26 protein-coding genes are annotated in these 23,390 nt (G+C 46.1%); 18 read left to right on the forward strand and 8 right to left on the reverse strand.

Annotated elements, in window-relative coordinates:
* Positions 1-58 precede the first annotated feature (58 nt).
* From J4N44_RS05500 to J4N44_RS05585, 18 genes are all read left to right on the forward strand, one after another.
* A complete protein-coding gene (locus tag J4N44_RS05500) occupies positions 59-1,039 on the forward strand; it encodes a T3SS regulon anti-activator ExsD domain-containing protein (protein WP_286037165.1) in 981 nt (326 codons plus the stop codon).
* 12 nt (positions 1,040-1,051) lie between these two features.
* Positions 1,052-1,480, forward strand: a complete 429-nt coding sequence (locus tag J4N44_RS05505; RefSeq protein ID WP_005450277.1) for a YscB family type III secretion system chaperone — start codon at positions 1,052-1,054, stop codon at positions 1,478-1,480.
* 65 nt (positions 1,481-1,545) lie between these two features.
* Positions 1,546-3,351, forward strand: a complete 1,806-nt coding sequence (sctC, locus tag J4N44_RS05510; protein WP_252045085.1) for a type III secretion system outer membrane ring subunit SctC — start codon at positions 1,546-1,548, stop codon at positions 3,349-3,351.
* A 5-nt stretch (positions 3,352-3,356) separates the two neighbouring features.
* Positions 3,357-4,658 carry a type III secretion system inner membrane ring subunit SctD gene (sctD, locus tag J4N44_RS05515; RefSeq protein WP_005450275.1) on the forward strand — a complete coding sequence of 434 codons (1,302 nt, stop codon included), beginning with the start codon at positions 3,357-3,359 and terminating at the stop codon, positions 4,656-4,658.
* Positions 4,645-4,851 (forward strand): EscE/YscE/SsaE family type III secretion system needle protein co-chaperone, encoded by a 207-nt coding sequence (locus J4N44_RS05520; RefSeq protein WP_005450274.1) that lies wholly within the window; start codon positions 4,645-4,647, stop codon positions 4,849-4,851. The genes sctD and J4N44_RS05520 overlap by 14 nt, the downstream gene beginning before the upstream one ends.
* Positions 4,852-4,866: 15 nt before the next feature.
* Positions 4,867-5,115 (forward strand): type III secretion system needle filament subunit SctF, encoded by a 249-nt coding sequence (sctF, locus tag J4N44_RS05525; RefSeq protein WP_009698265.1) that lies wholly within the window; start codon positions 4,867-4,869, stop codon positions 5,113-5,115.
* Between the two features lie 3 nt (positions 5,116-5,118).
* On the forward strand, positions 5,119-5,475 hold the full coding sequence (locus J4N44_RS05530) for a YscG family type III secretion system chaperone (protein WP_005441753.1): 357 nt from the start codon (positions 5,119-5,121) through the stop codon (positions 5,473-5,475).
* On the forward strand, positions 5,475-6,107 hold the full coding sequence (locus J4N44_RS05535; protein WP_009698264.1) for a YopR family T3SS polymerization control protein: 633 nt from the start codon (positions 5,475-5,477) through the stop codon (positions 6,105-6,107). Before J4N44_RS05530 ends, J4N44_RS05535 begins: the two co-directional genes overlap by 1 nt.
* Positions 6,108-6,115: 8 nt before the next feature.
* Positions 6,116-6,460, forward strand: coding sequence for a type III secretion system inner rod subunit SctI (gene sctI / locus J4N44_RS05540; RefSeq protein WP_005450269.1), 345 nt, complete (start codon positions 6,116-6,118; stop codon positions 6,458-6,460).
* A 2-nt stretch (positions 6,461-6,462) separates the two neighbouring features.
* Positions 6,463-7,206: a type III secretion system inner membrane ring lipoprotein SctJ gene (sctJ, locus tag J4N44_RS05545; RefSeq protein WP_252044928.1), complete on the forward strand. Its 744-nt coding sequence runs from the start codon at positions 6,463-6,465 to the stop codon at positions 7,204-7,206.
* Positions 7,199-7,864 carry a SctK family type III secretion system sorting platform protein VscK gene (gene vscK, locus J4N44_RS05550; RefSeq protein ID WP_009698262.1) on the forward strand — a complete coding sequence of 222 codons (666 nt, stop codon included), beginning with the start codon at positions 7,199-7,201 and terminating at the stop codon, positions 7,862-7,864. The genes sctJ and vscK overlap by 8 nt, the downstream gene beginning before the upstream one ends.
* Positions 7,843-8,478 carry an HrpE/YscL family type III secretion apparatus protein gene (locus J4N44_RS05555; protein ID WP_017819085.1) on the forward strand — a complete coding sequence of 212 codons (636 nt, stop codon included), beginning with the start codon at positions 7,843-7,845 and terminating at the stop codon, positions 8,476-8,478. Before vscK ends, J4N44_RS05555 begins: the two co-directional genes overlap by 22 nt.
* Positions 8,479-8,702: 224 nt before the next feature.
* The gene (locus J4N44_RS05560; RefSeq protein ID WP_005450263.1) at positions 8,703-9,098 is read left to right on the forward strand and encodes a hypothetical protein; all 396 of its coding nucleotides are present in this window, start codon (positions 8,703-8,705) and stop codon (positions 9,096-9,098) included.
* A 3-nt stretch (positions 9,099-9,101) separates the two neighbouring features.
* Positions 9,102-11,993 carry an ADP-ribosyltransferase gene (locus J4N44_RS05565; protein WP_222325723.1) on the forward strand — a complete coding sequence of 964 codons (2,892 nt, stop codon included), beginning with the start codon at positions 9,102-9,104 and terminating at the stop codon, positions 11,991-11,993.
* Between the two features lie 482 nt (positions 11,994-12,475).
* A complete protein-coding gene (locus tag J4N44_RS05570) occupies positions 12,476-12,916 on the forward strand; it encodes a type III secretion system chaperone (protein ID WP_005450259.1) in 441 nt (146 codons plus the stop codon).
* An 11-nt stretch (positions 12,917-12,927) separates the two neighbouring features.
* Positions 12,928-13,905 carry a hypothetical protein gene (locus J4N44_RS05575; RefSeq protein WP_252044929.1) on the forward strand — a complete coding sequence of 326 codons (978 nt, stop codon included), beginning with the start codon at positions 12,928-12,930 and terminating at the stop codon, positions 13,903-13,905.
* Between the two features lie 220 nt (positions 13,906-14,125).
* On the forward strand, positions 14,126-14,584 hold the full coding sequence (locus J4N44_RS05580; protein ID WP_252044930.1) for a CesT family type III secretion system chaperone: 459 nt from the start codon (positions 14,126-14,128) through the stop codon (positions 14,582-14,584).
* Positions 14,585-14,595: 11 nt separating this feature from the next.
* Positions 14,596-16,074 (forward strand): single stranded DNA-binding domain-containing protein, encoded by a 1,479-nt coding sequence (locus tag J4N44_RS05585; protein ID WP_045488059.1) that lies wholly within the window; start codon positions 14,596-14,598, stop codon positions 16,072-16,074.
* A gap of 179 nt (positions 16,075-16,253) precedes the next feature.
* Here J4N44_RS05585 and sctU read toward each other — a convergent pair whose 3' ends face one another.
* The 8 genes from sctU to vscN form a co-directional block, all read right to left on the reverse strand.
* Positions 16,254-17,306, reverse strand: a complete 1,053-nt coding sequence (gene sctU, locus J4N44_RS05590) for a type III secretion system export apparatus subunit SctU (protein ID WP_005450246.1) — start codon at positions 17,304-17,306, stop codon at positions 16,254-16,256.
* 122 nt (positions 17,307-17,428) lie between these two features.
* Positions 17,429-18,211 carry a type III secretion system export apparatus subunit SctT gene (gene sctT, locus J4N44_RS05595; RefSeq protein WP_045488063.1) on the reverse strand — a complete coding sequence of 261 codons (783 nt, stop codon included), beginning with the start codon at positions 18,209-18,211 and terminating at the stop codon, positions 17,429-17,431.
* Positions 18,208-18,474 (reverse strand): SctS family type III secretion system export apparatus subunit VscS, encoded by a 267-nt coding sequence (gene vscS, locus J4N44_RS05600; RefSeq protein ID WP_005441784.1) that lies wholly within the window; start codon positions 18,472-18,474, stop codon positions 18,208-18,210. The genes sctT and vscS overlap by 4 nt, the downstream gene beginning before the upstream one ends.
* Before the next feature lie 13 nt (positions 18,475-18,487).
* On the reverse strand, positions 18,488-19,138 hold the full coding sequence (gene vscR, locus J4N44_RS05605) for a SctR family type III secretion system export apparatus subunit VscR (protein ID WP_005426130.1): 651 nt from the start codon (positions 19,136-19,138) through the stop codon (positions 18,488-18,490).
* Positions 19,135-20,100, reverse strand: coding sequence for a type III secretion system cytoplasmic ring protein SctQ (gene sctQ, locus J4N44_RS05610; RefSeq protein ID WP_252044931.1), 966 nt, complete (start codon positions 20,098-20,100; stop codon positions 19,135-19,137). Before sctQ ends, vscR begins: the two co-directional genes overlap by 4 nt.
* On the reverse strand, positions 20,097-21,572 hold the full coding sequence (locus tag J4N44_RS05615) for a type III secretion system needle length determinant (RefSeq protein ID WP_252044932.1): 1,476 nt from the start codon (positions 21,570-21,572) through the stop codon (positions 20,097-20,099). The genes sctQ and J4N44_RS05615 overlap by 4 nt, the downstream gene beginning before the upstream one ends.
* A gap of 9 nt (positions 21,573-21,581) precedes the next feature.
* Positions 21,582-22,043 (reverse strand): type III secretion protein, encoded by a 462-nt coding sequence (locus J4N44_RS05620; protein WP_005441793.1) that lies wholly within the window; start codon positions 22,041-22,043, stop codon positions 21,582-21,584.
* Positions 22,040-23,362, reverse strand: coding sequence for a SctN family type III secretion system ATPase VscN (gene vscN / locus J4N44_RS05625; protein ID WP_017188262.1), 1,323 nt, complete (start codon positions 23,360-23,362; stop codon positions 22,040-22,042). Before vscN ends, J4N44_RS05620 begins: the two co-directional genes overlap by 4 nt.
* Positions 23,363-23,390 lie beyond the last annotated feature (28 nt).

Consider the following 23,390-nt stretch of genomic DNA (forward strand, 5'->3'; position numbering starts at 1 on the left):
AAACTATTACCTCTACTTCCTTCTGGATTGTTCGAAGTAGATGCGGAGAAGAACACAAATGAAAAAGCAGCATTGGCGACGCCGTTCGCTTTTTCCTAACAACATTGTGACGCAAAGGAAGGTCACTGTATTACAGCGAGGCGCACGATACGAAGGTTTATCCCAATCATCGCAAGAGCCCAATGTTGTTAATGTCAATCACCGACAGCTACTCAGTGAAGGCGTTCTGAGTTACGACCAATTGTCTTTACTCCAGCGCTTGCTTGATCGCAATGTCGTCGATTGTTTATGTGCTAGTCAGCTGATTAAGACATATCAAAAGCTTGGTACGTCTCTAGATCGATTTGCTATGCGCCTCTTTTTAGAGGTGGGTGGGCAACTCAGTGACAATCGTGCGTTGAGCACTTTTGAACAAAGACTGGATTACATTAATCACCGATTAGGTTACCGCTTCAATCTAGCGTCACCTAAAACGCTGATCCTTTCGATGTACTTGACTCTAAATGAGTGGGTTAATCAGCAGACGGATCAGACTGTGTTGCATGATTCCATCAAGCTTGAACAGTTAATCAATCAACTGAGTATTCAGAAAGAGTATTGGTTGAGATTGTCTGGAGAAGAGAGCAGTGCGATTTTTGCAGAGCAACAACTGGAACTGATTAAGAGCCAGCAGAGTGAATTGCATGAGCAGCTAAGTGTTCTCAATGAGCAGCAAAACCAAGTGGTTGAATCTCATCGAGCATTGGTTGAAGAGTGGAAACCAACTCTAGAAAAACTCAAGGGCTTATCTGAGTACAGCAGAACGTCGGATAAGTTTATCTCTGAATGGAAAATATGGTGTAGCGAAGCGCGAGTACAAGCGCCTGATCTAAACGATGTTTGGGATGCGTGTGATCTTGTATACAGCGACCTAAATGCCGTCGCAAAAATTTGGCAATGGTTTCAAGACATGCAAACCGTTGGCAGCGTAGATCATTACTACTTTGACATTCAGAGCAACCAGTGCGGTCAAGCTTGTAACCATCTCAGCCAGATTTAAATAGGGCTAAATATGTTAGATCAAATGATGAAATCTCTAGCGGCAACGCTAGGGGTTGGGGATTTTATTGCCTCAAATAATGGTTCCTATGACATCGAAGTCGACCAGATGCTGCTTAACATTCGGCAGCAATCATCATGGGTCTTGTGGGAAACCGTTCTCCCATTTCAGTTTGAACAGCACCTTGATTATCAGAAAGAACAGGCGCTAAAGCACTGTATGCAGCTCTCTTTGAAAACGTTGCGAGATACGCGTTGCACGTTAACGGTGAACGACAAAGCGCAGTTGATTGTGCAAGGCAAAATGAATATGGAAAGCGCAACGACAGAAGCGCTTTGTACGCAACTTTCTCAACACGTGAATTTGGTGGAGCAGTTCAGCGATTTGCTCGAGCACCAGCGTGTTAATCATACCGTTAGCCACAGTGTTTGGATTCCATAATGCTTGCAGTTTTAAAGACACAAATGCGCAGACTCGTGTTATCAGCGGTGTGTGCTTCAAGCTTGATGATGGCACTTCCTTCTCATGCTTCTGAGCTTAATTGGTCTGATCAACCGTTTCGTTACTACGCGGACAATGATTCGCTAAAAGAATTACTGAACAACTTTGGCGCAAACTACCGCGTTTCTGTATCGGTGAGCGACAAAGTAAATGACCGTGTCAGCGGTCGATTTACACCAGAAGACCCAGCCGAGTTTCTCGATTATCTGGCGCAAGTTTACAACTTGATGTGGTACTTCGATGGTGCGGTACTTCATGTATACAAAGCGACGGAAACTCGTTCGCGATTGCTACAGCTAGAACTGCTAACGGCTCGTGAACTGCGTAGCACGCTGATTTCAACCGGGATCTGGGATTCTCGTTACGGTTGGCGCGCAGCAGAAAACAAAGGTTTGGTTTACTTGGCTGGTCCTCCGAGGTACGTCGATCTAGTTGTCCAAACAGCAGAAGCGCTGGAAAGCCGACTGGTACAAAAATCCAACTCTACGGATGAGTTGTTTGTTGACATTATTCCGTTGAAGTACGCCTCTGCGACGGATAGAGAGATCACTTATCGTGATCAAGGGGTGACGGTACCAGGTATTGCTTCGGTATTGAGCCGAGTTCTATCCGGTGTTCAAACTCAAGTTAAGGTGGCGAATGAGAGCGACGAAACAGGAGCGAGTAAGTCTGCGACAGTGACTAAAAAAGCTTCTGTCCATAGCGGCGCATCGGTAGAAGCTGAGCCAGGGTTAAACGCGATCATTGTGCGCGATACGCAAGCTCGATTGCCGTTGTATCGTAAGTTGATTGCTCAGTTGGATCAGCCGCAGTCAAGAATCGAAGTGGCGCTTTCAATTGTTGATATCAGCGCGAACGATTTGAGTCAGCTTGGTGTTGACTGGCGAGCTGGTGTTGCGGTTGGTAACAACAGCATTCTGGATCTCAAAACAACGGGTGACGTCGGTGATGGCGATGTCGAGCTTGGCAGCGGACAAACCTTTAAGTCTTTGCTTGACGCAACGAACTTGAATTACCTATTGGCTCAAATCCGTTTGCTTGAATCTAGAGGCAGCGCGCAGGTAGTTTCAAGACCAACCTTGCTAACACAAGAAAACGTGGAAGCCGTACTCAATAACAGCAGCACCTTTTACGTCAAGTTGATCGGTAAAGAGACGGCAGCATTAGAGCAAGTGACGTACGGTACGTTATTGAAAATCGTGCCTCGTATCGTCGGCGATCGATTTGTGGAAAGACCAGAAATCAACCTGAGTCTGCACTTAGAAGATGGTGCGCAAATCTCTGATGGTGACATCGACGGTGTGCCTTCAATTCGCAAGACAGAAATCAGCACACTGGCGACAGTGAAACAGGGACAAAGCCTGCTCATCGGTGGTGTATACCGTGACGAAATCAGCAACAAGCTGCGAAAAGTCCCTTTACTAGGAGACATTCCATACCTTGGTGCTTTGTTTAGAAGTACGGAAAACACCACAAGAAGAACGGTACGTATGTTCATTATCGAGCCAAGAATCGTTGTGGATGGTATTGGCGACAACGTTCTCATCGGCAATGAATATGATTTAAGACCAAAGATTGGCACGTTAAACAACATTTCAAACAACAGTGCAGACCTTAAATCAGCGCTTGCCTTGTACAGCTGTACGACTCAAGTGCAAGCCGAGCGTTACCAGCAAGATTTGTTGTCACAAGGAAAGTCATCGTTGCTAGCAGAATGCGAGCTTCCTACGGGACAAAAAGGATGGCGAGTACAAATTAAAGAGTGTAATGGCTCAGAGAATCATTGCGTTCGACCATTAGAGGAGCAGTAGCCTCAATGCAGCAATGGAAAATTCGTATCCTCTCCGGTGTCCATTCCGGAGTGGAAGTCACCTTACCCAATGATTCATTGGTATTAGGTAGTGATGATTTTACTGCAGATTTGGTGTTAACCGACTCTGGCATCAAAGCAAGTCATCTTGTTTTGGTTTGCGATGGCGAAACAGTTTTATTGCGCGATTGTGAAGAGGTCTCCATCAACAATGAGAGTGTCACCGTGGATGCTGGTGGCATTGAGCTGGCGCGAAACGCGCTGGTCTCTGTGGGTCGTTTAACCTTTGCAGTCGGTTATCTAGAAGACGATTTGGTTATCGATGTGGCAAGCGATGCATCAGACAAGCAAGCTGCCCCCGTCAGCCATAAACCATCGTCAGGTTGGAAGAGAACACTGCTCATTGGATTGATGTGTAGCTTGATTCCAAGCGTGATATTTGCAGGCGTTTGGTACAGTCAAATTCATGCCAGTGACAAAGACGCCATCACCGCAGCAGAACCGATTGTCTTGGTGCGCAACATTCTTAGCGAGCTCAAACTTGACGATGTTCGTGTTGAATGGAACGCAAGTGCTCGACAGGCGGTACTTGAAGGTTACGTCGAAGACAGAACACAGAAACTCCAACTACTGGGTCGGATTGATGCCTTAGGTATCAACTACAAAAGTGACCTGAGAACGATGGAAGAGATACGCCGTGGTGTGCGCTTTATCTTGCGCAACCTCGGTTATCACCAAGTCAAAGTCGAAAATGGTGATGAGACAGGCACGCTGCTGCTAACGGGCTATATCGATGACGCAAGTCGTTGGAGCCAAGTTGAGCAGATATTAGAACGCGATGTCCCTGGACTTGTTGCTTGGAAGGTCGAGCTACAAAGAGCGGGTGCGTACATGGATACGCTTAAAGAACTGTTAGAAAAAGCGGAGCTCTTGAAGAAAGTTCAGCTTGTGACTAGCGGTGACCGCATCGAAGTTCGTGGTGAGCTTGATGACATTGAGACCACTCGATTTTATGGCGTAACGAGAGATTTCCGTGAGCAGTATGGCGAGAAACCTTATTTGGTTTTGAAGTCCATTCCTAAGGTAAGCAAAGGAACCAACATCGATTTTCCGTTTCGTAGCGTGAACTTTGGTCGAGTCCCTTACGTCATCCTCACAGATAATGTTCGTTACATGGTAGGTGCCCGCACTCCTCAAGGATATCGCATTTCTAGCGTTACTCCAGCAGGGATTGAACTCGTAAAAGGCGGGCGAGTGATCACTATTGATCTAGGGTACGAAGGTGAAAATACCAATGACAAATCTTGAGCAGTTATTACAAGGCGATTCAGGACAGCAAGAAAAAGAGGCGATCATCCTCAAGTTCAAGCAAGCGCAGTCAGCAGTAAAGCGTCAGCTCGATCTTGGTTGTTCACCACAAGAATATCAATTGCTACTCAAACAGCATGAGGCGTATCAAGCAGCCTTAACTGTAATTGAAACTTTCAAAGACAATAAATAAAAAGAGGCGATACCTATGTCATTTTATGATTCGAGTAAAAGTGTTTATCTCGACGACGTTAAGGCGAAACTAGAAGCACAAGCTCAAAAAGCGAACGAAGACGTAAACACGGCAATCAAAAACCTAGAAACGAACGCAGACGATCCGTCGAAGCTTGCAGAGCTGCAGCACACAATCAACAAATGGTCTGTGGTTTACAACATCAACGCGACCACAACTCGTGCAATCAAAGACGTGATGCAGTCGATTCTGCAGAAGGTGTAAGTTATGGATAAAGACATGCGTTTGCTGCTGGCTGAAACAGCGTTGATGGCAACCGGTCTGCATCGTCATGAAGAGGCAAATACCATCGCGGAATGCCTTGAGTCACAAGGTGGTGCAGAAGAAGTCGTCGCTATGATTCGTTCAATGAGTTTGATGAATCGTGGCTTGTACGAAGACGCTCATCGTCTACTTGAACCGCTTTGTATGACGTACCCAGACTTAATCAGTCTGGCAGCGTTAGCAGCAGGAAAAGCTGGGCTATCAAGCAAAGCGGAGTCTTGGCTAGATATGGCATCAAAAGGCAGTGAAGAAAACCAAGCCTTTGCCATGAGTTTCTCTAAGGACATCAGGAACCTTTAATGAAGGTTGAAAACAACGCATTCAACTACACGCTCGGTCATGTGCAGCAACCTTCTAGAGTTGATGCACATGATGCGAACAAGATGAGCCGTTTAATGAGTGATAGCTCATCAGATAAGAGCACATCGTCGACGCAAAAGAGCACGGACAGCGTCACACAAGCCGAAGCCAAAACAACGGCGATAAAGGAATGGTACGAGACGCTAAAACGTACTGGAAATTTCAGTGCTACTACGCTCAACAGTACGCTTGAAGGTGCGTTTTCCTCGCCTAGCGAGAAGAAAGAAGCGTTATGGTACGCCTTTAGTCAGGAGAGAAGTGCAAAGGGCACCGATAAAGCGTCACCAGAATTGTTGGCATCATTAGAGCAAGAGTTGTTGGGCAGTTTTTCGGGGCGCTTATTAGCGGAACCCCCTAAAGACCGCCAAGAGTTGAAAGCGTTGCTTTCTGAGCATTTCCCGCTTGGCGCGCAAAAAGAACAAGCGCTTTGGCACAGTTGGGCAGAGTTGAAAGACATCCCCGATCAAGCCCCAGTGTTGGACATGGTCCGAAAAGAGCTGAGCTTTGTTATACAAAAGAATGCCATGGTCAAGAACATGTTGACTTACAGCCATAAACTAGACCTCTCATAGGAACGGATATGATCAATACGCAGTACACAGAAGTAATGCAAACCAACCTCGAGCAAGTGCAAGACGCACAAGCTGAAGAGGGGCTTAGTGAGCGTTTCGAGCAAGCGATGCTAGCGCCGGAGGGAAACCACGGTTTAGAAGGTGGCTTGTTAGAAAACATTAGCGAACTGAAAAATACCATCGACAATGCAAAAACCAGTTTAACCGACAGCATGAAAATGGTCGGTGACGATCCCGCTCAACTTTTGCAGATGCAGTGGGCGTTGACTCGAATTACCTTTCAAGAAGAGCTGATTGCTAAGACGGTAGGTAAAACGACACAGAACGTAGAAACACTGTTGAAGGCCCAATAGTCATGATGAAGACAATGCGTGCCGCGTGCATGTTACTCGTTTTATTTTTAGTCGGTTGTCAGACGGAGCTATACACTGGAGTAAGCCAGAAAGAAGGCAATGAAATGCTGTCTATTCTGCTTTCTGAGGGCGTAGTGGCAACGAAAGAGCCGGATAAAGACAACACCGTTAAATTGATGGTCGATAACGCCCAGATTGCGTTTGCGGTTGATGCACTGAAACGTAAAGGTTATCCGAGAGAGCAATTTTCAACACTGAAAGAAGTGTTCCCGAAAGACGACCTGATCTCGTCTCCGCTTGCTGAAAGAGCGAGACTTATCTACGCGAAATCGCAAGAGCTGTCTTCAACCTTGTCACAAATTGATGGTGTGCTAGTGGCTCGCGTTCACGTTGTACTTGAAGATCAAAACCTTCGTCCAGGTGAGCGTCCGACGCCAGCATCGGCATCTGTGTTTATCAAACACGCAGCGGATGTCGCTCTGGATTCTTACGTCCCTCAAATCAAGCTGTTGGTGAACAACAGTATCGAAGGGCTGAATTACGATCGTATTAGCGTGGTTATGGTGCCATCTTCAGAAGTTCGAGTGACGGCTCAGGGCAACCAATTTGAAAGTATTTTGTCGATTCAAGTAACCAAAGACACGGCAAGCCATTTGATTGCAATCCTCGTATTCTTAGTGCTAATCGTCATTGGTTCTAACGCGGCGACGTTTGCATGGTGCCGCAGGAATGCAAAACGTGGTTAATTCTGATACGCCGGTTTCTCAGATTCAGCATCAGTTTAACTATTGTCCTTGCAGCTATATTGATGAGAGCTGGGTAAGCGAAAAACAGCCTTGGTTGTTACGACTCCAAGGCTGGAGGGAGCAAGCGACGATAAATCAGTGGTGTATTGAAGAGTGGCAGCTATCGTCGATTACTGACCATGTCTTTAATCATCCATTTAACAGTTTGGCACTGTTGCCAGCCGAAGCGACCAACAGATTGTTGTTGATGATTGGCGGAGCAATGTATTGCGAATCGATGCGCCAAGTCGTATTGAAACAGCCTAAACAGTGTCTCAATCATGTTTTTGGTGTCGATGAAACCCGCTTTCTTATTCAGCAAGGACCAATGATGATTTCAAACTGGCCAAGCGGTTGGCAAAAATCGTTGCCGCCGACTTTAGATGAAGCCAGCTTTGAAAAGACTGCCCGTGAGCTCGGCTATCTATGGATAAGATTCCTATTGGCAAAATCGCCCTCTGAGCTCGTGCAAAGATGGCAGTTCAAACTCGAACGTTCACTCACTCAAACCACACTCAATGCAGATTGGTTGGATGAAACGCATCGAGATCTTGCTTATCGACTTATAAAGAAAATCGCAAAACAGGTAATTCCTCAATGGTTTCATTTGTTGAAATAAAAACCGACAACTTACAGTTGGCTCCGGGTCTAAAAATTCTCAAAGCAAAAGATTATGTGAGTTACTTAGATTCGCAACATTTGGTTGAAGCAGCACATTCCAAAGCCGAGAGCATTGTTGCTAAAGCCGACGAAGCCTATGAGTTAGAAAGACAACGTGGTTATCAAGATGGTATCGATCAAGCGAAGATCGAGAACGCGGAAACCATGATGGCGACGCTAGCAAGATGTAATGAATACTACTTGCAGGTCGAACAGAAAATGACAGGTGTAGTACTGGATGCAGTCAGAAAGATCATCAGCAGCTTTGATGATGTGGATACAACTGCAAGTGTCGTAAGAGAAGCGCTTCAACTGGTTAGCAACCAAAAACAAGTGATCTTGCATGTGCATCCAGAGCAAGTGACTGAGGTTCGAGAAAAGGTTTCTTCAATACTCAGTGACTTCCCTGAAGTTGGTTATGTTGAAGTGATCGCCGATGCGCGACTCAAAAATGGCGGATGTATCTTGGAAACGGAAGTCGGCATCATTGATGCCAGTATCGACGGACAGTTGCAAGCGCTCAAACAAGCGATTACCAAGCAGTTCAGCGAGCGCCAACAGGTACTTTCATAACGCCTATCTTTGAAACTTGAAAGCTCAGCGATGCTGGGCTTTTTTGTTTTCAGTGGCTGGCTATTTCTAGATTCAGTATCAATTTTCTCTCACTAGCATGCAAATGAAAGCGGCGAGCGCTAACTGATAAAAGCCGCCCTAAAAACTTCTGACCAAAAGTGATATATGGCGAATGCCCTTGCGCTTATCGTTTTGATTATTCAATACGAAAAGGGGTCCTCGCAATGAACAAAGAAGAAATCATAAACAACTGGCTATCCGACTTATCTGGTGGGCAATGGCAGCTTTTGAATGGTCAATGTAACTTGGTTGGCGAAGATGGTATGCATTACGCCACGATTTTCAATTATGAAAATCGCATGGTGGTCATGTTCCCTTTGTCACCAGCCAAACAGCCAGAAGGGGGCATATCGCCTTCCAAACTGCTGGCGCTTAATTCTCACCCTGATGTCGTCGGCATTGCGTCGTTCTCGTTAGCGGCAGACAACGCTACTGTTGTACTCAATTTTTCACTGCCGGATGACTCCGTGGTGAATAGTGACCTCAATGTCTTTTGGCAAAATGCGCTCAGTTTACGCAGTGCCTTGTTTGATGCGATCACTGAATCCACTGCGGGGTGATCGATGCAAACGACGATTCGCACAGACGGGGCGACAAGTACCGCGGCTTTACTGTCCTCGCAACAGACACCAAGAGCGGTTAATACCTCTTTAAGTCAGACCCCATCGGTCTCCGTTTCCCTAGTTGGTAATCAGCCGCCGCTGAACACGCAACCTGTCTCAATGCCGCCATTGCGTCAGGCTGTGGAGGAGTTTAACCATGCCATCATGCGTGCTGCACAGTATGAAGGCAGCATTGAAAATTTGGTCCGAGATAAGGTGAATGCGCAGTTTCCAACAACCTCTGACGCGGTGAAAAACCAGATAGTTGCTCAGTCGGTGGAGAAGATTGCAGAAGCCAACCAAGCATTTGAGTTTAACCATTTGGGCAATGACCTGCTGCAGAACCCTGCAGTTGAGTACATGTCTCAATCGTTTTTGCGTCGAATCTTAGAAAACGTAGCGATCGCTCAAGCGAAAGATCCTTCAGTGCCAGTAGCAAAGACAAATGAAGACGCAGGTATCGGTTTTCTGGACGGCTGGAGTGACGACGACACTAAGTGGGCAGAGCAACTCAACAGCGTACTCAATGACCCTAAAGCCAATGCTCGGGTACTGACTACATTAGCTTATAGTCATTTGAGGGTATTTCGTGATCCTTCGCGACTTAAGATGATGGGCGATGCCGTGAATCAGCCATTGCTGAATGCTAAAGAAGCGAATCAAAGGCTGAACATTTTCCACTCACACGGTGCAGGGGCAAAACCTGAGATCTCGACTCCGACCACAACCCAGCCCCACGGTTGGGCATGGCTTAAGTATGCCGATTGGAATACAAGTGAAGCGCTTGGCAACAAAACCGGCAATGACTTTATCGGCAGTCGTCAAAACGGCGACCCTCATAAAGGGACCGGATTCAAGTTTCAAGGAATGCAGGAGGCCATGAAGCCTGCGGCTTATCACAACGACGCCGTTGCTTTAAAAGAGCGTTCAGAGCATGAGTCCGGCTATGGTGGTTTCGTTATCAATGATAAAACCTTAACCACGATTGGTCAGGATGAGCCAACTTCAGTCAACTGGCGCCAACAGAACATGGATAAGAAATTACCTATGTTTGCTGGACCATCTAGTACCACCTCTTTTATGTACGAAGTGGCACGCCTTCTCAAAATGCCCGCTTCTGAAGCGCAAGCATTTCGAGCCTTGCTATTGGGGTGGATGATTCAGCCACGTGATCACAGTTTTACAGAGATCATGGGAGCACTGGATGCTTATGCGATGGAGCACAACGACCACGGCGCTGCGACGGTAGACAGTGATGGCATGATGGCGTGGCAAGCGCGCGAGACGGGCAATTGGCTTGGTGCTTACGAGGGGCTAGTGAGCCAAGACATCGACTTACCCGGAATGGAAGCCAAGACAATCACGCTAAATGGGCAAGAAATTCATTTACCTGCGATTGAACCGGTGAAAATGAGTGTTGAGGAGTTCGACCATTCTGTGACTCAAGGGAAAGGCTACCCATCACAATATGCCGGGAGTGAATATCTTGACGCACTGGCGCAGGCTGCTCAGAGTCATCAAGAGGCGGACGATACCTTTGGTCTGGCTTCTGAGAAAATTCTCTACGCTGCACAAAATATGAACGACTTGAAGTTATACAATACCGAGCAGAGAACCATGCCGGAATTGCCTGAGCGAACACCGTCAGGACAGCCATTCATTGACGGTGTTAAAGCGGAAGCGTTAGGCAATTGGTTAGAGCGTCAGTCTCCTGAGCAATACCAACAGCTTCTCAGCAATGCTGCGTCTTTGTTGGCGGAATCTTCACAGGAAGGATCGCTGAGTAATGTTTTTCGTTACGGCGACCGTAATGATGTGTGGGATACTTTTCGTACGGTAGATAAGTCAAACATGCTTGATGCTCAGTTGGTGCTAAAAAACAAACCTGATCACCAAGATGCGTTGGCCTTTTTGCAAGATGTCGTGAGTAGCAAAGCTACGCCAGCTGAACGCCAACAAGCCGTATTAGAAGCCATTGGTGATGATGCGAATAACCAAGCGACGTTGATTAACGTGATGCTGCTGGCGACGACTCGATTCTACACAGGGAATGGCGCGAATATTATCAACCCAGGCTACGGCGACTTTGCTCCGCCAAAGAACGAGAGTGAAATGGAGATTCGTCTTCAATCGTTCCTAAAACGTAACCAATACACCAGTTCTGCTGAGCGAGCGCAGGCGAAAAAAGAGTATCGTCAGACCGTGGATATGTTGCAGGCTGCGCTAGACTCTCCAATGTTTGAGCGATACTCCGGTAAAGTCTGGCATGGCTGTCACACTAGTGTCGCCGATGCGGCGTTAGAGAAAGGAACCGGTTTTCAGTTTCCTGGATTCATGAGTACAACGCGTGCTCCAGACGTGGCACAAAGTTATATGGCGAAAGGTGCGCTTTTAGTCATCAACCCTACGCCAGACATCGGGATGAATATTGAACCTATCAGCAAAGCTGAAGGTGAGAGAGAAATCTTGGTTCCTGCGGGGACGTCTTTTACTGTTGAACAAAGCTACACCTTACATCTCGAGAAAGGTTACCCGTCTTCAGCCAATACTATGATGAAAAAGCGAATACACGATGCAGAAGTTGCGATGGGTCGCCGCCAACCTCATGTGACCATACGTGTGACGACGCCAGAGATGGAAAAAGCGGGTTTGAGTGGTAAAAGCGATCCAAAAGGAGAGGCGGAGCTTGCTGACTTGATTGATCATATCAAGAAAAATAGCTCGAACATGGAAGAGCAAACCAAAGTTGTGGTTTTGAGCCGAGAATCCAGTGCACCAAACGTCAGTGTGGCGAATGCGGATAAAGCGGCAACAGAAGCCTTTAAACCGATGTATTCTGGTGGCTTTGTTTAGCTAAGTCCTCATCTAATTAACGAAATCCATTCAACTTGAAGTATCTCAGCAGCTGTAACTTGCTTGAGATTGAAAGAGTAAAGCTGGGTATATGGTGAGATTCTTTGATTCTCACCATATACCCAAGTCATTCTCGCTGAACCTAGCGCCTTGAGGTTTCTTGGGTATACCTTTCTATAAACGGCTTAAAACGAAAAAAAGCCGACCATATCTGGCATATTTTGTCGCTGTTATTGAGCACAATACTCCCATCAACTGACAATCTGTTCATCTTTAAAGGCTTTACTATTGCCTCATAAGAGCGGAACGTTTGCTCAAGAATACTTAATTTGGTTTTTGCAGTAATGGTTAGTTTAATAAAGTTAACCATAGTAATAAAAAATAAAACAAAAATGATGTGATAGATGTATTTTAAATTCGAGATTTTATATCTGGTTGTTAAATTAATACATCAATATTAAATATCAGGATAGTAGGTGAGTATGGATAAGGTGAATACCTTACTAATTGAACTTGGTAACACGCTCGATATTGATCGAGTGACGGCATATGATAATCAAATGTGGGCTGTATATATGTCTGCAGGCAAAGAAGTTGAAGTTCAAAGCTTGGATGAGAGAGAAGAACTGTTATTTTCAATCAAGGTTTGCCAAGGTGAAGAAGCATTTGAGCTTAAAAAACTGCAGACACTTTTAGAATATAACTTCTTATACCGCGAATCAGGTGGCGTGCAGTTCTGCATAAACCCAGAAAACCAAGAAGTACACATGCAAGTAAGCATGCCAATGACGTCAGAAGTGAGTCGAGTTTCGACCATGATTACTCAGCTTATGGAGCTTTGCCAGTTGTGGAATCAATATCTAACGACTCAGCATCAGTCGGCTGAACAACACGAAAAGCTGCATTCTTTCATCTCTGTTTAAAGGTTAGGGTCATGGTAAATATCAATACATCACATATGCACTCGCTCAGCGAGCTGACTGCACACCTATCTACGCAAAATCAATCAGATGACAAAGAAGTTCGAGCTCATGGTGGCAAGGATATCTTCGTTAAAGAAGGTGCACCGAAAAACACAAGTGTAAGCGCTCGTATCAATCACCAAAACAAAGCGAAAGCGATTGTAGTGGGTTTATTGGTTAAGCAAGGTCTGCCGAAAGACGTCGCAAAAGCCATGATGCAAAACGTACTTAATGGTGAGAATAAGCTGACTCTTGGAAACCTTAAAGATTTAGAGCGACTATCGACAGGACCGCGAGAGAACTGGCCGAGTGTTTCAAGCACTTCAAAGCCATCCAGTACGGGTAAAACAGACCCTACAGATGCCCTGATCAGAAAGCACCAAGGCGCACTGCAAAAGCTGGGTGATTTTGCCTGTACTGACCTTAATACGTTCGGTGACAAGCGATCTGAGTTCTATCAATCGAAAGCGAAACCAAGATTAGAGGGGTTCTACGCCAACCCAGCGAGAGTTCAACAAGATAAAAAAGCAACCATGTCGGCAAACATGGTTCAAGTCGCAGCGCAAAGAGGCAATAGCCCTCAAATGGGCACACTGCAAAACATCGCGAAATCTGTTCAAGATGCTAAAGCCGGTTGCTGTACGACGTTTGCCTTTGCCGCCGCCTCTGAAATGATTCAAGGAATGCAAGGTGAAATGGATCAAAACACCAAGGTTGAAGTAGTGGCATTCAAGAAAGGACACTCAGGAACGCACTTGTATGTTCTGGTTGGTCGACAAGATGGTAGTGATATCAAAGACCCAAGTACATGGAATAAAGATGTGAAGATTGTAGACCCTTGGGCAGCATCAGCTTTTGGCGCAAGAATGTTTGGTGATATTGCTCATCCACCTGTTTCTAATATGTTCCCACCGTCTGAAGTTATTTTTGATAGCCATAAGCTAAATTAAAGATTTCATAATCGGTTGTTAATATTTAATCTCTTCAAAGAGCAGCATTTCGCTGCTCTTTTTTCATTTATTAAACTAAAAATTACTCATTGTTTATTTCTCATTTTTTGTGGTGCAAATCACGACAGTATCGTGAAACTAACAAAATAAAAGCCATTTTCGACATCGTAATTATGCCATTCGTTGTTTACTAGCAATAGTGAAACAGAAGGAATAAACGATGAATACATTACAAGTTCTATTGAAAGAGTTTTGCGAAATAAACGAGCTACCACCACTTTCTTTTTCTGAAGAAAATCGTTGCCAGTTATTGGTTGATGATCGTTACGTTATTTACTTTAGTGCGACAGAACAAAACGATCTTATTTTATCGGTGGCTTTTGGTGGGCTCGAAAAAAGCGGTGAACTGAGACTGAAAGGTCTCGAACTTCTCGCCCATGCTAATTATTTCGGTATTGCGGATGGGAGCTTAACGCTTTCACTTGCACCCAATGCTCGGCAGTTGGTTCTTGCGGGTCGAAAGCCAATTGAGCATTTAAACGCAGCGAGCCTATCAACTTGGTTCCATGCCCTCAATGAGCAAACGCAACTCTGGCAGGCTCGATTTGCGATGCTAGACCAAGACCCAACCCAATTTATCAATCAAGAACAATCTCACGTTCAGACGCTTCGAGTTTAAGGAGTTCTCCCATGGTAAGTCCAACCAGCAAAATCAGTCAAAGCCCCGTTCCGAGCTTGGATCAATTCCGTTCTGTCGCGGCACAAAAAGATGATCGCGTTATCAGTAAGCGCGGTGAAGTCAAAGAGCCATCGACCTTCCATAAAGGGCAAAAATTCGCAGCGGTGAGTGAAAACGTGCTGCGCTCGAAATATCAAAAGTACTTCCAAGAAAACATTAAGACTCACTTAGATTTAAAACAGGCGCTGTTAAAAGAAGAAAAACCAGAAACGGCATTGTTGGCGTTCTCTCTTGTTAGCCCATCAGGTTATCGCGGCGAGCCTTTGACTGAGCGTAAGATCCTTGAAGTCGTCAGCCTATTGGAAGAAGTAAAGGTTGACGGAAGCGCTTATGAAAATCTAAAAGGCACGTTCGATTCGATCAGCAAAGACCCACGTTTACAAGTCAGCATCGAAAACCAATACCCAGGAAAGATGGATGGCTTTGGTGCTGAGTTACTTGAGATGGCGAAAGAGAAGATTAAAGGGACTGGTGTCAACGCAGCGATTAACTTGGCGCTACCGGGTGTTGGCTTGTTGGTTGCCACTGGGCGTGAATTGCATAAAGCCGCCGTCAATGGTGATGCAGAGGCATACCACCACCAATTGGATCAAATTGCCCAGTTACCCGGACGTGACCAAAGGTTGGCACTGCCAATGCAGCAAGCGCTTGCACATGGGCACGCAACTCTGTCGGCAGAAGGCGCGATTGGTGCCACGTTAGGTATGGCAACAGGTAGCCTTGGAGCATTTGGTGTTACCTCCGTAGGTACCGCAGGTGTACTTCCTGTTGCAAAAGAAGCACTAGGCAGTGTGGCAGCATCGGGCTTAATCAGTGGCTCTGGTTTTGTTGCTGGTCAAGCTGGCTCTTACGGCTTGAACAACGAAGTTCAAGATCAACTTCGTCAAGAGCCGATGTCTGGCGTGTTACCACGTATTGAAGTGTCTAACAGCAAGGGTGACTTTACCTTCAGCATGCAAGATGCAGCATCAGTGCGCGCTTTAATGGCGTACTTAGGTCCAAAGGAAGACAAGTCTATGACATCGCCTCAAGCACCAAAAGAAGCGCAAGAAATGGAAGCTGCGCGTTTGACGCTTAAGAAGATGTTGGGCTCAGATGCTAGTGAGCATTTAGTACCAGATGTCGACCCTATACTTAAACTGAGTGTGGAAGATGCTCCAAGTCAAACTGAATCGGTGGCGAATGGTGCGTTTAAGAAACTGCTCAATGAAGATTGGGACTGGTTGATGCCAGCCGTCCGAGCCATTGATCAAGGTAAGGCGCAGGACATCAATAAGACTTTGACCTACAAACTGCCTCTTGATGCAGCGAATGGACGCGTGTACTTGGATAAAAGCCCGAACCTTGATGATGGGCAACTTTCGGCGCTGGAAAAGCTAGGTTCGCCAAGCCAACTACGTTTGATGTACTTAGCAGAAGGTTGGATTTAACTGATTTGGCTTTAAACCAAAGTCCGCAGTGAAATCCTAGCGAACAAGAAAACACAAAAGGGAGCAGATGCTCCCTTTTGTTTTTGATGAAAAACCGTCTAATGAAAAAAGTCAAAACAACCGTGGCCAAGGCTTGCTGTTGTAAAGACAAAACTTGCTTCTTTCTTCTTGTTTCTTATTTATTGCTCTTCAGATTGCTCCAAAGACGCAACCCAACGTAAGATCTCTGCGGTGGCTTCAATAAGATCGCCAGGTATGTATTGGTTTAGCTGGCCATCCGAATATAACGCACGTGCGAGTGGCACTTTCTGCATGACAGGAATCCCTTCTTCTTTGGCTATTGCAATCATGCGTTTCGCCATCGCATCGGTCTCTTTCAGGGTAATTACAGGTAGAGGTGTTTCGCCTTTCTTGTAGTACAAACCAATGGCAATGTGCGTTGGGTTTGTTACCAAAACATTCGAGCGTTTAACGTTATCTCTTTGGTTGGAGGCTTGCAGCTCTTGGTGCAACTGACGACGCTTACTTTTGATTTCTGGACTGCCTTCCATCTCTTTGTATTCGCGCTTCACTTCATCCTTGGTCATCTTCAATTGTTTGGTGTGGTCAAACTTTTGGTAAGCAAAGTCGGCAGCAGCAATCACAATAAAACCAACTGCCGAAATGATCATTAATTGTTTGATTAGCACGCCAGTGATGGTCGGTACACACTCTAATCCACAGGTAGGAATTTGCAGTAAAGTGTTTAAGTTACCTTTTAACGTTACCCAAATAATGCATGAAAGCAGCGAAACTTTAAGGATCGACTTAATAAACTCAATAATGCTCTTTAACGAGAAAATTCGCTTAGCCCCTTCGACAGGGTTGATCTTCTTGATATCTGGTTTGACAGATTCGCCACTAAACAGAAAGCCGAACTGACCCATGTTCGCCATGATGGCAATGAGAGCGGCGACTAAGATGATCGGCGCGAGCAGATAAACCATTTCTTTGGCAATGGCGATTGCTACATCGAGAAGAGCATCTTGAAAGCCCTGATACGCCAGCTCACTTGGCAATAAAAGCAGGGCGGAGATATGCGACATATAGTAATCGGCAAACGCAAATAGCACGGTGATCAAAGCCAGAATCAACGCCGATGAAACGATTTCCTGACTCTTTGCAACTTGCCCTTTTTGACGGGCATCCCGGAGTTTTTTCGGGGTGGGGAGTTCTGTTTTTTCTCCGCTCATTACTGGGCCTGTTTATCTTTCGTAGTTAAATTTAGTTCAATCTAAAAGCGTTTTAATCATCGGAGAGACGGAAGCTAGTGAACAGTCACCTATTCGCCTCTCTCCACTGTGTTCTTATGCGATCACCAAATGGTATTGAGCTGCTCTCTGAACAGTACAATTTCAGAGAAAAGTGCTTGAAAGTGATTCATCATCAACGCCAGGTACACAATCAACAACACACTGGCGATGGCACTTTTGATTGGCATTGCCAAGAAGAAAACGTTCAGCTGTGGTGCAAAACGGCTGATCAATGCCAGACCAAATTCGGCAAGGAACATCGCCAATACTAAAGGCGCAGACATCAATACCCCAAGCCACATTAATTGTTCGAACTGGGCATAGAAAAAGTGTACCCACTCTTCCGTTACGGACGGGAAAAAGCTGATGACGGGCCATGAAGCGTAGCTGTTAAATAGCGCGTAAATAAAAGCGACAAAGCCACCGCCCGAGAAGAACAAGGTGATTAGAGTTTGAGTCAACAGTACTGCGGTTGGCGTCGATTGTGAGCCGAGGGTAGGGTTGAACATACTCGCCATTGCTGCGCCTCGTTGGTTATCCACGAGAAAGCCTGCCGCCTCGATTGCCCAAAAAGGGATCGCCGCAACAAAGCCAATCAGCAGACCTAACAGTACCTCTTTGCCCAAGATGATCATCAACCAGATCCCATCCGTTTCTGTGGGCAAATCCTGCTGGTTAATCATCGGAAAAATAAACAACGCAAGGGAGCACAAGACACCATTTCTCACCATGGTGCCGCCAAGAGTTTGCTTGTTTAAGATGGGCAGAAATATAAAGCAAGCCATTAACCTAGGAAGCGTTAAGCTGTATAGGAACAACGCTTGGTGCAAATCATCGTAACTCATCGTATTTGCGGGATTTTATCCAAAGCTAATGTTGCAAAGGCATGCAGTTCTGCGCCTAGCCACTGTGTGGTGACGAACAAGGTAATGATGACGGCGATCAGTTTAACGACAAAACCCAACGTCTGTTCCTGTACTTGAGTTAACGCCTGAATGAGCGAGACCAAAGTACCAACCAGCGCCGCAACGACAATCGGTGGCAACGACAAGAACAGAACAAGCGTCAAAGCTTGAGTGGTAAAGTGGATTATTTCAGCCGGATTCATGCTTCTCTCCTTACTATCCGTAACTGAGTACTAAGCCATGAGTCAGCTTGGTCCAACCGTCTAGCAATACAAACAGCAGCAGTTTGAACGGTAGCGAGATCGTCATCGGCGATACCATCATCATGCCCATTGCCAATAGGATGTTGGACACGATCAGGTCGATTGCGATGAAAGGTAGGTACAACAAGAAACCAATCTCAAACGCCCTAGTCAACTCGCTTACCGTAAAGGCGGGGAGCAACAACAATAAGCTGTCTGATTCCAAACGATCGACGTACTTTTGTGGCCACAATGTTCTTGCCGCATCGGTGAAAAATACCGATTCGGTTTCACGAATGTGCTTCTTCAAAAACTCGCGATACGGTTGCAATCCGCTCTCAATCAGTCCTTCGATACTCTCGGAATCTTCTAGGGATATTTCATGCTGCGTCACGTAGTCATAGGTTTCAAAACCCACTGGTGCCATGATGAAGATCGACAGAATGATCGCCAATCCATAGAGCGCCATGTTAGGTGGTATTTGTTGTACACCCAGTGCGTTTCGCAATAGGGAAAACACCACAGCCAACTTAACGAAAGAAGTCGCCATCATTGCAATGAAAGGAATCAAAGCAAGTAGGGCGAGTGTAACGATGAGGTTCAGTTCATCAGGTAACTGGATCATGCTGGCTCCTGACTACCGCCAAACAGTTCAAGTACACGCACACCTAGGCGTTCATTGATGTTCACCAATTCGCACTCACCAATGATTTTGCCATTTGCTCGCATTGTCACTGGGTTAGAAATTGGTTGGTTAAGTTCAAAGGTAAAACCAGGTTGCAGAGTGTTAAGTTGCTCTAAAGTAATGGTCTGCTGACCAACATCAAACGTGAGTTCAATTGGCAGTTGCTGGTGATCGGTAAGTGCTTCAGATCTATTGATATCGTTCATATTGGTTTCTTTTTCTAGGATATGGAGTGTGGTTTCGTCGAGTTGGCATCGCCAAAGGTTTTGATTGGATACCTGAAAGAGCACTTGATGTTGTGCGATGTAGCAATCATCGAAGAACACCACATCGCCCAGTTCCAATTGTTCAAATTGACCGAGTGCTAAACGTGTTTTGCCAAAGCTCAGCCAGAACGGCAGCGCAATGTTTTGGCTTAGGTAAGACGGTGCTTGTGGCAAGGCGTCAATCAGCACATCTCGACCTTCATTTACCCATAGGCTAAGAGAGGCTTCATCACGGTTGATGGTAAGCATCAACACATTCTCTTGCTGAGCTTGCTGTTCATGAGCTTGCAATTTACTCAACACTGGCAGTTGCCCAAACAGACGCTTAATGACATCGGTGTAGGGCTCAATCTGACTGCTGAGTAGCGCCATTTGCAATGAGTTTGGCAGCGATTCAAATGCCGTTGAGTCAAGCATGCCATGTAGCCACTGTTGTAGCTGCGCACCACAAAAATCGATTTGAATCGTTTGTCCGCCAATGAGTAGCGTTAAACGGTAGCCCGAAAATTCAGGCTTTTGTCCAAGCGTGACCGACAGGCTGTTGCTCTGGCTATCTTGAAAGTGACATTGCTTCGCACACAGTTGGTTGCTTAGTGCGATGCTCGATGCGTCGACCTTGGGAAAATCAAGTATCATCGTTCGTCCTCAGGTTTCCATTCATCATAAATACTGCGTTGTTGTCGCGAGCGTTGTTGATCTTGTTGTTGGTTCATTTGTTCGCTGACCGAGATTCGAATTGGTTGGTCGATACCCAAGCGTTGCAAGCGCTCAACCAATTCTTGTTTAGCGTTTTGATTGATCAGTGACAGGGCATGCTCTTGCTTGATCAGGACGCTGTAACCAGAACTGTCATGTTTAATCGAGATCTCGCCACCTTTTAACTGACCTTCATTGAGAAGCAGTCGGACTTCCTTCTCGTTCGCACTTGGCAAAGACACATAGATCTTGTCAACCAACTTGCTGATCAGCTCGTTCACATCTCTTGCCGAACTTTGTGGTGCTTGTGCCTCCATACTCTTGAGGATCACATCACCTTGGGTGGTCGGCTGGCTTATATTCGACGCCGAGAACAGTTTGGTGTCGGCTTCAGGCGTCGAATGATGTAAATCAATGTGCTTCGAGTGTTTTAGCTTCTCTTCAAACGCTGACAACGCAGCTTTCGCTTCTGCATTAGTTTGCGCGTTACTTAAAGTGCCTGCTTCTTTTGTTGTCGTATCTGGCTTTTGTCGCTGACCATTTAATACGTTTTGCACGGCGGTAGCAGCTTTGCCATCAAGCTGGATTGGCGTTGGTTGACTATTCAAGTCTTTTTGGAAACTGCCAATAATGGCTTTAGGATCGTGATACAGACCATCAAGAGATGCGGTTGAGCCTGCTGAATCAGCTTGGTTATCACGAGTCGTTTTTTCTTTTGTTGCTGAGGAACCGACGGATTGGTTTTTCACAATGATTTCCTCTTGCTGCTGTGCATGTTTACCTGCCATATTACTCAGAGGCGCTTTTTCAGATAGAGATTGAGCAGCGTCTTTATCGTTGTTTTCGGCAGGAGATTTGTCCTTACTTGGGCGCTCTGTTATCCCTGTATTGTGCAAGCTGTTCTCATGCTTTATGCGTTCTTTATCGCCAATAGCTTGCTCGACTAACGAGTTAGGCTTAACGGGTTTTGTGATATCTGATTCCGCTTCTGTCGCGGTCTTTGGCTGTTCTACAGCATCGCTGTTCGAAGCGTTTTTTGAAGCTTGATGATTTGTGCCTAGCGTAGAGTCTTTTTCTAACGGAGAAAGATTGGCTTTAGCAGCATGTTTCGCACTGTCTGAACTGTCAGCACCGTTTGTATTGCCAGCTTTGTCCGTTTTTTCAGAAGAAGCTTGGTCTTTGGCTCTTTCTTGCTCAGGCTGAGCTTTAGGCTTCAGGGGCTCGAACTTATCTAAACTCAATGCCGCTTTGTACAAACGAGTTGTCTCTTGACTATGCTCCGCTTCTGACGGCATTGGCTTAAGAGCGTTGTTAAAGCGAGACTCAAGTTCTTCAGAGATGTTGCTTGCTGGACTCTGTTGACCTTGTTGTGAGAATTCTGTTGTGTTTGGGTGATCGTGTTTGACTCGCATCTTTACCTTCTATGAAACAACGACGCTACGAAACTCTTCCTGTTCGAGCTCTTCTTGGTACTGCACTTGACGCATTTGTTCAGCAATTTCTTGTTCGTTTAGCTGAATGAATTTTTCTTTTGTTTTATGAGCGGCAAGGGCTTCTTGTTTTCTTTCTTTAAGCCGTTGGTTTTCTTGTTCTAATGCTTTTTTTGCCTCTGCGGCACGTTGTTTTAAATCTGCTTCTCTCTCCCTTAATAGCGCGATTTCTTGGCGTAATATTTCAAGCTCTTTTAGTACCACCGTTTTCTGCTTCGCTTTGGCAAACCGTCGCTCTTCTTCCTCTTTTCGCCATTGGTGATAATCGACCACGGACTGCTCGGCTTTTCGCAATAAAGAAAGCGCACTATTGACTCGATACTCTTGCTGCTGAACGGCACTGTCTGCTCGATCAGCTCGAATCTTTTTTATCTCTAGTAACTGCTCGATCATAAGCCCGCCAGTCCTCGTAACTGAGTCACGGTTTCGTCGAGTTCACTTGGTTCGTGTGTGCCTTGGCGCAAAAATGCTCGGATATCATCACCTTGTGCAATCGCCATATCCGCGCGGCTGTCAGCACCATGTTGGTATTCACCAATTTTGATCAGCAGTTCCACTTCTTCATATTTCGCCAACATTTCACGCATATGAGCTGCCGACGCTTGATGAGTTTTGTCCACGATTTGGTTCATCACACGGCTCGCGGAGCGAAGTACATCGATAGCTGGGTAGTGGTTCATCGCTGCCAGTTTGCGAGAAAGAATGATGTGACCATCCAGTATCGAGCGGGTCTCATCGGCAACTGGCTCTGTCATATCGTCACCTTCTACAAGTACGGTATACAGCGCGGTAATGGAACCTTTGTCTGATTGACCCGCACGTTCCATCAGTTTTGGTAGTGCAGCGAAAACAGAAGGTGGATAGCCTCGTCGTGTTGGTGGTTCACCAGCAGCCAAGCCAATCTCACGCTGAGCTCGGGCAAAGCGCGTCACTGAATCCATAAGCAGCAAGACACGTTTACCTTGGTCTCGGAAGTACTCCGCGATAGAGGTCGCGACAAACGCTGCTTTGGCACGTTCCATTGCTGGTCTGTCGGAGGTCGCAACAACCAATACTGACCTTGCCATGCCTTCTTCACCAAGGTCGTGCTCGATAAATTCTCTTACCTCACGCCCCCTCTCACCGATAAGGGCGAGGACCGTTACATCAACATCGGCAGAACGAATAAGTTTTGCGAGTAGGGTACTTTTACCACCGCCCGCTGCCGCAAAAATACCCATCCTTTGCCCTTCGCCACAGGTGAGCAATCCGTCTATCGAACGAACCCCCATGGAAATAGGTTTCTCGATCAGTTTTCTCTGCATCGGCGGCGGCGCGTCTCTGTAAACCGGATACCAAGCACTCGGCTCTTTGCTTTGGGTGCCATCAAACGGACGACCCAGACCATCCAGAATCTTCCCTAACAGGTGATCGCCAACACCCACTTCGTGCATCTTCCCAAGCGGGCTTACTTCGGTATTGGAGGAAATACCAAACATGTTGCCAAGTGGGGTGAGTAACGCGTGATGTTGTTGAAAGCCAACCACTTCCGCTAGTAGTGACAAGGTTTGATCCGGATTACGCAACTCACAAAGTTCACCGACACGTACACCTGGCACCACGGCTTTGATGATGGTGCCGGTAACTTGAGTAACTCGACCGCGGATTTGGATCAAACGTGTCTGTTTGATTGCAGATTGTTGGGTTTCGGTGATGTATGAGAAGTCGTTCAATTTAGGAAAACATGCGCAATAACTGATG

The organism is Vibrio sp. SCSIO 43155 (assembly GCF_023716605.1).
In the GTDB taxonomy this organism is placed as follows: Bacteria; Pseudomonadota; Gammaproteobacteria; order Enterobacterales; family Vibrionaceae; genus Vibrio; species Vibrio harveyi.

What these genes read in the sequence shown, in the direction of transcription:
- sctT (WP_045488063.1), bottom strand. Translation starts at nt 18,211, where the DNA reads ATGAGTTACGATGATTTGCACCAAGCGTTGTTCCTATACAGCTTAACG.
- J4N44_RS05530 (WP_005441753.1), top strand. Translation starts at nt 5,119, where the DNA reads ATGGATAAAGACATGCGTTTGCTGCTGGCTGAAACAGCGTTGATGGCA.
- sctC (WP_252045085.1), top strand. Translation starts at nt 1,546, where the DNA reads ATGATGGCACTTCCTTCTCATGCTTCTGAGCTTAATTGGTCTGATCAA.
- sctQ (WP_252044931.1), bottom strand. Translation starts at nt 20,100, where the DNA reads ATGATACTTGATTTTCCCAAGGTCGACGCATCGAGCATCGCACTAAGC.
- J4N44_RS05500 (WP_286037165.1), top strand. Translation starts at nt 59, where the DNA reads ATGAAAAAGCAGCATTGGCGACGCCGTTCGCTTTTTCCTAACAACATT.
- J4N44_RS05520 (WP_005450274.1), top strand. Translation starts at nt 4,645, where the DNA reads ATGACAAATCTTGAGCAGTTATTACAAGGCGATTCAGGACAGCAAGAA.
- sctI (WP_005450269.1), top strand. Translation starts at nt 6,116, where the DNA reads ATGATCAATACGCAGTACACAGAAGTAATGCAAACCAACCTCGAGCAA.
- J4N44_RS05565 (WP_222325723.1), top strand. Translation starts at nt 9,102, where the DNA reads ATGCAAACGACGATTCGCACAGACGGGGCGACAAGTACCGCGGCTTTA.
- sctD (WP_005450275.1), top strand. Translation starts at nt 3,357, where the DNA reads ATGCAGCAATGGAAAATTCGTATCCTCTCCGGTGTCCATTCCGGAGTG.
- J4N44_RS05570 (WP_005450259.1), top strand. Translation starts at nt 12,476, where the DNA reads ATGGATAAGGTGAATACCTTACTAATTGAACTTGGTAACACGCTCGAT.
- J4N44_RS05585 (WP_045488059.1), top strand. Translation starts at nt 14,596, where the DNA reads ATGGTAAGTCCAACCAGCAAAATCAGTCAAAGCCCCGTTCCGAGCTTG.
- J4N44_RS05575 (WP_252044929.1), top strand. Translation starts at nt 12,928, where the DNA reads ATGGTAAATATCAATACATCACATATGCACTCGCTCAGCGAGCTGACT.
- sctJ (WP_252044928.1), top strand. Translation starts at nt 6,463, where the DNA reads ATGATGAAGACAATGCGTGCCGCGTGCATGTTACTCGTTTTATTTTTA.
- J4N44_RS05535 (WP_009698264.1), top strand. Translation starts at nt 5,475, where the DNA reads ATGAAGGTTGAAAACAACGCATTCAACTACACGCTCGGTCATGTGCAG.
- J4N44_RS05615 (WP_252044932.1), bottom strand. Translation starts at nt 21,572, where the DNA reads ATGCGAGTCAAACACGATCACCCAAACACAACAGAATTCTCACAACAA.
- J4N44_RS05580 (WP_252044930.1), top strand. Translation starts at nt 14,126, where the DNA reads ATGAATACATTACAAGTTCTATTGAAAGAGTTTTGCGAAATAAACGAG.
- J4N44_RS05560 (WP_005450263.1), top strand. Translation starts at nt 8,703, where the DNA reads ATGAACAAAGAAGAAATCATAAACAACTGGCTATCCGACTTATCTGGT.
- J4N44_RS05620 (WP_005441793.1), bottom strand. Translation starts at nt 22,043, where the DNA reads ATGATCGAGCAGTTACTAGAGATAAAAAAGATTCGAGCTGATCGAGCA.
- sctU (WP_005450246.1), bottom strand. Translation starts at nt 17,306, where the DNA reads ATGAGCGGAGAAAAAACAGAACTCCCCACCCCGAAAAAACTCCGGGAT.
- vscS (WP_005441784.1), bottom strand. Translation starts at nt 18,474, where the DNA reads ATGAATCCGGCTGAAATAATCCACTTTACCACTCAAGCTTTGACGCTT.
- J4N44_RS05555 (WP_017819085.1), top strand. Translation starts at nt 7,843, where the DNA reads ATGGTTTCATTTGTTGAAATAAAAACCGACAACTTACAGTTGGCTCCG.
- vscR (WP_005426130.1), bottom strand. Translation starts at nt 19,138, where the DNA reads ATGATCCAGTTACCTGATGAACTGAACCTCATCGTTACACTCGCCCTA.
- sctF (WP_009698265.1), top strand. Translation starts at nt 4,867, where the DNA reads ATGTCATTTTATGATTCGAGTAAAAGTGTTTATCTCGACGACGTTAAG.
- J4N44_RS05505 (WP_005450277.1), top strand. Translation starts at nt 1,052, where the DNA reads ATGTTAGATCAAATGATGAAATCTCTAGCGGCAACGCTAGGGGTTGGG.